The sequence below is a fragment of the Janibacter sp. CFPM2_SD2 genome (assembly GCF_057364645.1).
The window spans coordinates 1-6250 of the sequence record NZ_JBNFOF010000181.1; the positions used below are offsets into that span (position 1 = coordinate 1).

4 protein-coding genes and 2 pseudogenes are annotated in these 6250 nt (G+C 71.2%); 1 reads left to right on the forward strand and 5 read right to left on the reverse strand.

The features are described 5' to 3' along the window. A pseudogene (locus AC2W7J_RS14480) lies at positions 1-584 on the reverse strand (thiamine pyrophosphate-binding protein); the annotation flags it as partial. Positions 585-677: 93 nt separating this feature from the next. On the opposite strand from AC2W7J_RS14480, the gene AC2W7J_RS14485 reads away from it, so the two are divergent. Further along, positions 678-1649: a zinc-binding dehydrogenase gene (locus AC2W7J_RS14485; RefSeq protein WP_485983239.1), complete on the forward strand. Its 972-nt coding sequence runs from the start codon at positions 678-680 to the stop codon at positions 1647-1649. 15 nt (positions 1650-1664) lie between these two features. On the opposite strand, the gene AC2W7J_RS14490 is transcribed toward AC2W7J_RS14485, so the two are convergent. The 4 genes and pseudogenes from AC2W7J_RS14490 to dxr form a co-directional block, all read right to left on the reverse strand. After that, positions 1665-2510 (reverse strand): GNAT family N-acetyltransferase, encoded by an 846-nt coding sequence (locus tag AC2W7J_RS14490; RefSeq protein ID WP_255185808.1) that lies wholly within the window; start codon positions 2508-2510, stop codon positions 1665-1667. Positions 2511-2526: 16 nt separating this feature from the next. Then, a complete protein-coding gene (ispG, locus tag AC2W7J_RS14495; RefSeq protein ID WP_485983241.1) occupies positions 2527-3684 on the reverse strand; it encodes a flavodoxin-dependent (E)-4-hydroxy-3-methylbut-2-enyl-diphosphate synthase in 1158 nt (385 codons plus the stop codon). A 288-nt stretch (positions 3685-3972) separates the two neighbouring features. Continuing rightward, a pseudogene (locus tag AC2W7J_RS14500) lies at positions 3973-5300 on the reverse strand (M50 family metallopeptidase). A gap of 12 nt (positions 5301-5312) precedes the next feature. Beyond that, positions 5313-6250: 1-deoxy-D-xylulose-5-phosphate reductoisomerase (gene dxr, locus AC2W7J_RS14505; protein ID WP_485983243.1), on the reverse strand; the 938-nt coding region annotated here is incomplete at its 5' end.

Below are 6250 nucleotides of genomic sequence, written 5' to 3' on the forward strand. Positions count from 1 at the left end.
AGCTGGGCGCCCGCTCGAGCTGGTCGGCGGCGGGCACGACCCGGGGCGCGGGCCCGCTCGACGACGGTGACCCGCTCATCGGTGGCCTCGGTCTGGGCGACGTCCCCGGGCACGACGAGCACGGCGACACCGCGCTCCTGGATCGCCGCGCGCATGGCCGTCTCGAGCATGCGCGGCATCTGCGAGGCATCGGTGACCATCTCGGCCCACACGCTGCACTCGCGGAAGATCTCCTGCGGGTGCGTCTCCTGGAAGTAGCCGCTGCCGATCTCGGCACTGGGGATCTGCGCGGCGATGGCCAGGACGGGCACCCGGCTGCGCTGGGCGTCGAAGAGACCGTTGATGAGGTGCAGGTTGCCGGGGCCGCACGAGCCGAGGACGACCGCGAGCTCGCCGGTCAGCTCGGCGTCGGCGGCCGCGGCGAAGGCGGCCGACTCCTCGTGCCGCACCAGCCGCCAGGCGATCCCGCCGTCACGCCGCATGGCCTCGGTGAATCCGTTGAGCGAGTCCCCCGGCACGCCGTAGGCGCGGGTGACCCCGTTGGCCTTCAGGGTCGCGATGACGTTGTCGGAGATGGTGCCCATGCGCAGCTCCTTGTTCGGGAACAGTCGGTAATGCCCACGCTAGTGCCCGGTGGCAGAGTAGGGCGCATCGTCCCCGATCGAAGGGAGCGCACCGTGCGCGCCGTGTACGCCGAGAGCATCAACCGTGAGGACCCGCTGGCCGGACTGGTCGTCGGCGAGCGGCCCGAGCCGCAGGCGCCGGAGGGGTGGGCGCGGGTCACCGTCAAGGCCGCAGCCCTCAACCACCACGACGTGTGGTCGCTGCGGGGTCAGGGCCTGACGTCGGACGCCCTGCCGATGATCCTCGGCTGCGACGCCGCGGGCATCGACGAGGAGGGCAACGAGGTCGTCGTCCACGCGGTCATCAACGACCCGGGGTTCACGGGCGCCGACGAGACGACCGACCCGCGCCGCTCGCTGCTGTCCGAGCGCTACCAGGGCACCTTCGCCGACACCGTCGTCGTGCCGCGCCGCAACCTCGTGCCCAAGCCCGACGGGCTGAGCCTGGTCGAGGCGGCGTGCCTGCCGACGGCGTGGCTCACCGCCTATCGCATGCTCTTCGTCCGCGGCGGCCTGCGGCCCGGCGAGTCCGTCCTCGTCCAGGGCGTCGGGGGCGGTGTCTCGACAGCCCTGATCACCCTCGCCCGGGCGGCCGGCCTGCGGGTCTACGCGACCTCGCGCAGCGCCGACAAGCGGCCGGGCCCGCTGGAGATGGGGGCGCACGAGGTCGTCGAGTCCGGCGAGCGTCTGCCGGTCAAGGTCGACGCCGTCATGGAGACCGTCGGCCGCGCGACCTGGCAGCACTCGATCCGCTCCCTTCGCCCCGGTGGTCGGATCGTCATCGCCGGCACGACGAGCGGACCGCAGGTCGACGACGCGATGCTCACCCACACCTTCTTCCTCCAGCTGAGCGTCATCGGCTCGACGATGGGCACCCGCGACGAGCTCGGCCAGCTCGTCCAGATGCTCCGGTCGACCGGCACCCGACCGCTCGTGCACGCGACGATGCCGATCGAGCAGGCGCGCGACGGCTTCGCGCAGATGATCGACGGCGAGCAGGTCGGCAAGATCGTCTTCACCCTCTGACCGCGGGCGGAGGTCTCAGAAGAGGATCGTCGAGAAGGTGCCGAGACGCTCCATGCCGATGCGGCGATAGGTCGCCAGCGCCGGCGCGTTGAAGTCGTTGACGTAGAGCGTGGCGAAGGGGGCGTGGTCGCTCATCGCCTGCTCGAGGGCCGCGGCCATGAGGCCGGCCGCGAGGCCCTGCCCGCGCAGCTCCGGGGTGACCCAGACGCCCTGGATCTGCATGGTGCCCAGACCGATCGACCCGACATCGGCCTTGAAGATCACCCGGCCGTTCTCGACGACGACATAGGTGCGCCCGCCGCGGATGAGCCGCCAGATCGAGTCGCGGTAGAAGGCCGGGTTGCCGGTGTAGGGCCGGTAGCCGATCTCCTGGGTGAACATGTGCTCGGCGGCCGGCAGCACGATGTCGACCTCGTCGACGGTCGCCGGCCGCACCCTCGGGTCGAGCGTGATGCCAAGCTGCGAAGGGGGCGTGCGCGTGCCCATGAGCGGCTGCGCCGCGCGCACCGCCCGCGGCTGCGGGAAGTCGAGCCGCGTGTGCCCCCACAGCCCGGCCACCTGGTCGCGGGGACCGAGGAAGGACGCGCACCGTCGACGGACCTTGCGCACCTGGGCCGCGAGCGGCCCCCAGCTCGCCGCGGAGGTGCCGACCGGCACGACATTGGCCACCGTCCACACGAAGGACTCGAGCCGTCCGTCGTCGAACCACCCGTAGGCGGCCGTCGACCCGGCGCCCAGTCCCCCGTCGAGGATCCGGCTGGCGACGAAGACATTGGCCGCGGGGTCCTGCGCACACAGGTCCAGCGCGGCGTCGACGTCGTCGACCCCGAGCAGACGGGTGGGGTTGCGGGTCCGCAGCACCCCGTCAGCCTAGGGCTCAGCCCACCGTGACGGTGGCGCCGGACTCCTCGCCGTCGATCGGCTCGCCCATCTCCTCGGCGATGCGCATGGCCTCCTCGATGAGCGTCTCGACGATCTGGCTCTCGGGGACGGTCTTGATGACCTCGCCCTTGACGAAGATCTGACCCTTGCCGTTGCCCGAGGCGACGCCCAAGTCGGCCTCGCGGGCCTCACCGGGGCCGTTGACGACGCAGCCCATGACGGCGACGCGAAGGGGGACGGTCATGCCCTCGAGCCCGGCCGTGACCTCGTCGGCGAGCTTGTAGACGTCGACCTGCGCGCGGCCGCAGCTCGGGCACGAGACGATCTCGAGCTTGCGCGGGCGCAGCCCGAGCGACTGCAGGATCTGCTGGCCGACCTTGATCTCCTCGACCGGCGGGGCCGAGAGGGAGACGCGGATGGTGTCGCCGATCCCCTTCGACAGCAGCGCACCGAAGGCGGTCGCCGACTTGATCGTGCCCTGGAAGGCGGGGCCGGCCTCGGTGACGCCGAGGTGCAGCGGCCAGTCGCCGGCCTCGGCGAGCAGCTCGTAGGCCCGGACCATGGTCACGGGGTCGTTGTGCTTGACCGAGATCTTGAAGTCGTGGAAGTCGTGCTCCTCGAAGAGGCTGGCCTCCCACACGGCCGACTCGACGAGGGCCTCGGGGGTGGCCTTGCCGTACTTCTCGAGCAGTCGCTTGTCGAGGCTGCCGGCGTTGACGCCGATGCGGATCGAGGTGCCGTGGTCCTTGGCCGCCTTGGCGATCTCCTTGACCTGGTCGTCGAACTTGCGGATGTTGCCGGGGTTGACGCGCACCGCGGCGCAGCCGGCCTCGATCGCCTGGAAGACGTACTTCGGCTGGAAGTGGATGTCGGCGATGACCGGGATCTGGCTGTGCTGGGCGATCTCGGCGAGAGCGTCGGCGTCGTCCTGGCTCGGGCAGGCCACGCGCACGATGTCGCAGCCGGCGGCGGTGAGCTCGGCGATCTGCTGCAGCGTGGTGTTGACGTCGGAGGTCAGCGTCGTCGTCATCGACTGCACCGAGATCGGCGACTCGCTGCCGACGCCGACCGACCCCACCTTGATCTGCCGGGTCTTGCGACGGGGGGCGAGCACGGGGGCCGGGGCCTTGGGCATACCGAGGGAGACGCTCATGCCTCCATTATGCGACCTCGACGCTGGATGTCCGCTGTGGCCTCGGCTTCGAGGCTCCTCGCTGCGCTCGTCGCACCTCAGCCACCGGTGGCGGCGCGAAGTCTGTCCACGGCTGACGCCTCGACACCACGCACTGGGCCGGAGAACTCGGACGATGCGCGCAGGGCTCGGCAGCGTCGCTGTCACCTGTCAGCGTTGGCGCCACCCGGTTGCCCGAAGAAGGGGGACCAGGTGGCATCAACGCCGACAGGCTGACCCAGGCCCCCTCCGGGTCCCGCCACTGGCGCGTCAGGTCAGCTTCACCGGCTTGACGATGTCGGCGTAGACGAGCAGCAGGGTCATGCCGAGGAAGGCGATGGCGACGACATAGGCCAGCGGCAGCGCCTTGGCGACGTCGACGGGTCCGGGGTCGGGCAGACCGCGCAGCCTGGCCCAGCCCTTCTTGACCGCCTCCCACAGCGCGCCGGCGACGTGGCCGCCGTCGAGCGGCAGCAGCGGCACGGTGTTGAAGGCGAAGAGCACGAGGTTGAGCCCGCCGAGGAGGCTGAGCAGGAGGATCGCCTTGTCCTTCGTGTCGCCGAAGGCGTCGGAGCTGGCCACCTCGCCGGCGACCCGTCCGACCCCGACGACCGACATCGGGCCGTTGGGGTCGCGCTCGCTGCTGCCGAAGGCCGCCTGCGCGACGCCGACGAGCTTCTGCGGGATGCGCACGAGCAGCCCGTAGGTGTCGCCGAGCTGGTCCCCGAAGAGCCCGGGCACGGCGGTGATCGACTGCTTCTGCATCTCCTGGGTCGGGCTCGCGCCGAGGAAGCCGGCGCGCTCGGTGCGCACCGTGCCCGAGGCATCGGTCTGCGGTGCGCCGTTGTCGTCGTAGACGGGCATGTCGAGGACGATCGGGTCGGCCTCGAGCTCCTTGGCCGCCCCGTCACGCTCGACCGTCATCGTCAGCGGCTTGTCCAGGTTGGCCCGGATCGCGCCGCGGACGTCGGCCCACGTCGAGACGGGCCGGCCGTTGATCTCGGTGATCCGGTCACCCGGCTTGAGCCCGGCCTCGTTGGCCGGCGCGACGGGCATGTCGGAGGTGCACTCGTCGGCCGCCTGCTGCCCCATCTGCTTGATGTCGACGCACTCGTTGACCGACGCCACGGTCGTCGTCGTCACGGCGATGCCGCTCATCGTCCAGATGCCGCCGAGGACGACGAGCGCGATGAGCAGGTTCATCACCGGGCCGCCCATCATGATGACGACCCGCTTCCAGATCGGCACTGGTAGAACATCCGGCCCTCGTCCTCGGGGCGGACCTCCTCGAAGCTCTGCTGCCGGGCCTCGTCGACGAGCTGGCTCATCCGACCGGTGCTCGTCGTGCGCACCCGCCCGTCCCGGGCGGGCGGGAACATCCCGATCATCCGGATGTAACCACCCAGCGGGATCGCCTTGATGCCGTACTCGGTCTCACCGCGGCGACGCGACCAGACCGTCGGGCCGAAGCCGACCATGTACTGCGGCACCCGCAGGCCGAACTTCTTCGCCGGGACGAGGTGGCCGATCTCGTGCAGGGCGATCGACAGGGCGATGCCCACGACGGCAAGCAGGACCCCCAGCACGTAGAGCAGCATGGTCTGATCGTCTCACGCGGTCCTGAGGACCGACCGGGCCTCGTCCCGCGCCCAGGCGTCCGCCGCGAGCACGCCCTCGACGGTGTGCGCGTCGAAGCGCGCGTCGTCGTGCCGCTGCAGCACCCGCTCGATCGTGTCGACGATGTCGGTGAAGCGGCACTCGCCGTCGTGGAAGGCGTCGACCCCGACCTCGTTGGCCGCGTTGTAGACGGCCGGGTGGGTGCCACCGGCGGCACCGACCTGCTGGGCGAGCCGCACGGCGGGGAAGGCCTCGTCGTCGAGCGGCTCGAAGCGCCAGTCCTGCGCCTGCGTCCAGTCGACCGGGGTCTCGACGTCGGTGAGCCGCTCCGGCCACGACAGGCCGAGCGCGATCGGCGCGAGCATCGTCGGCAGCCCGAGCTGGGCGATGACCGCACCGTCGTGGAACTCGACCATCGAGTGGATGATCTGCTGCGGGTGGACGACGGCCTCGATGCGGTCCATCGGCACGTCGAAGAGCAGGTGCGCCTCGATGAGCTCGAGCCCCTTGTTGACGAGCGTCGCGCTGTTGGTCGTGATGACCCGCCCCATCGCGAAGTTCGGGTGCTTGAGCGCCGCCTCCGGCGTCACCTCGCGCAGCGCCGCGCGGTCCATCCCGCGGAAGGGCCCGCCGCTCGCGGTGACGACGAGCTTGCGCACCTCGTCGGCGCGACCGGAGCGCAGCGCCTGGGCGATCGCGGAGTGCTCGGAGTCGACGGGCACGATCTGCTCGGGGGCGGCGACGTCCTTGACGATCGGGCCGCCGATGATCAGCGACTCCTTGTTGGCCAGGGCCAGCCGGGCCCCGGAGCGCAGTGCCGCGAGCGTGGGCCGCAGCCCGATGGCGCCGGTGATGCCGTTGAGCACGACGTCGGTCGGCGCGCCGCCGCGATCGTCGCGGCCTCCTCCCCCACCGACGACCTCCGGGCGCG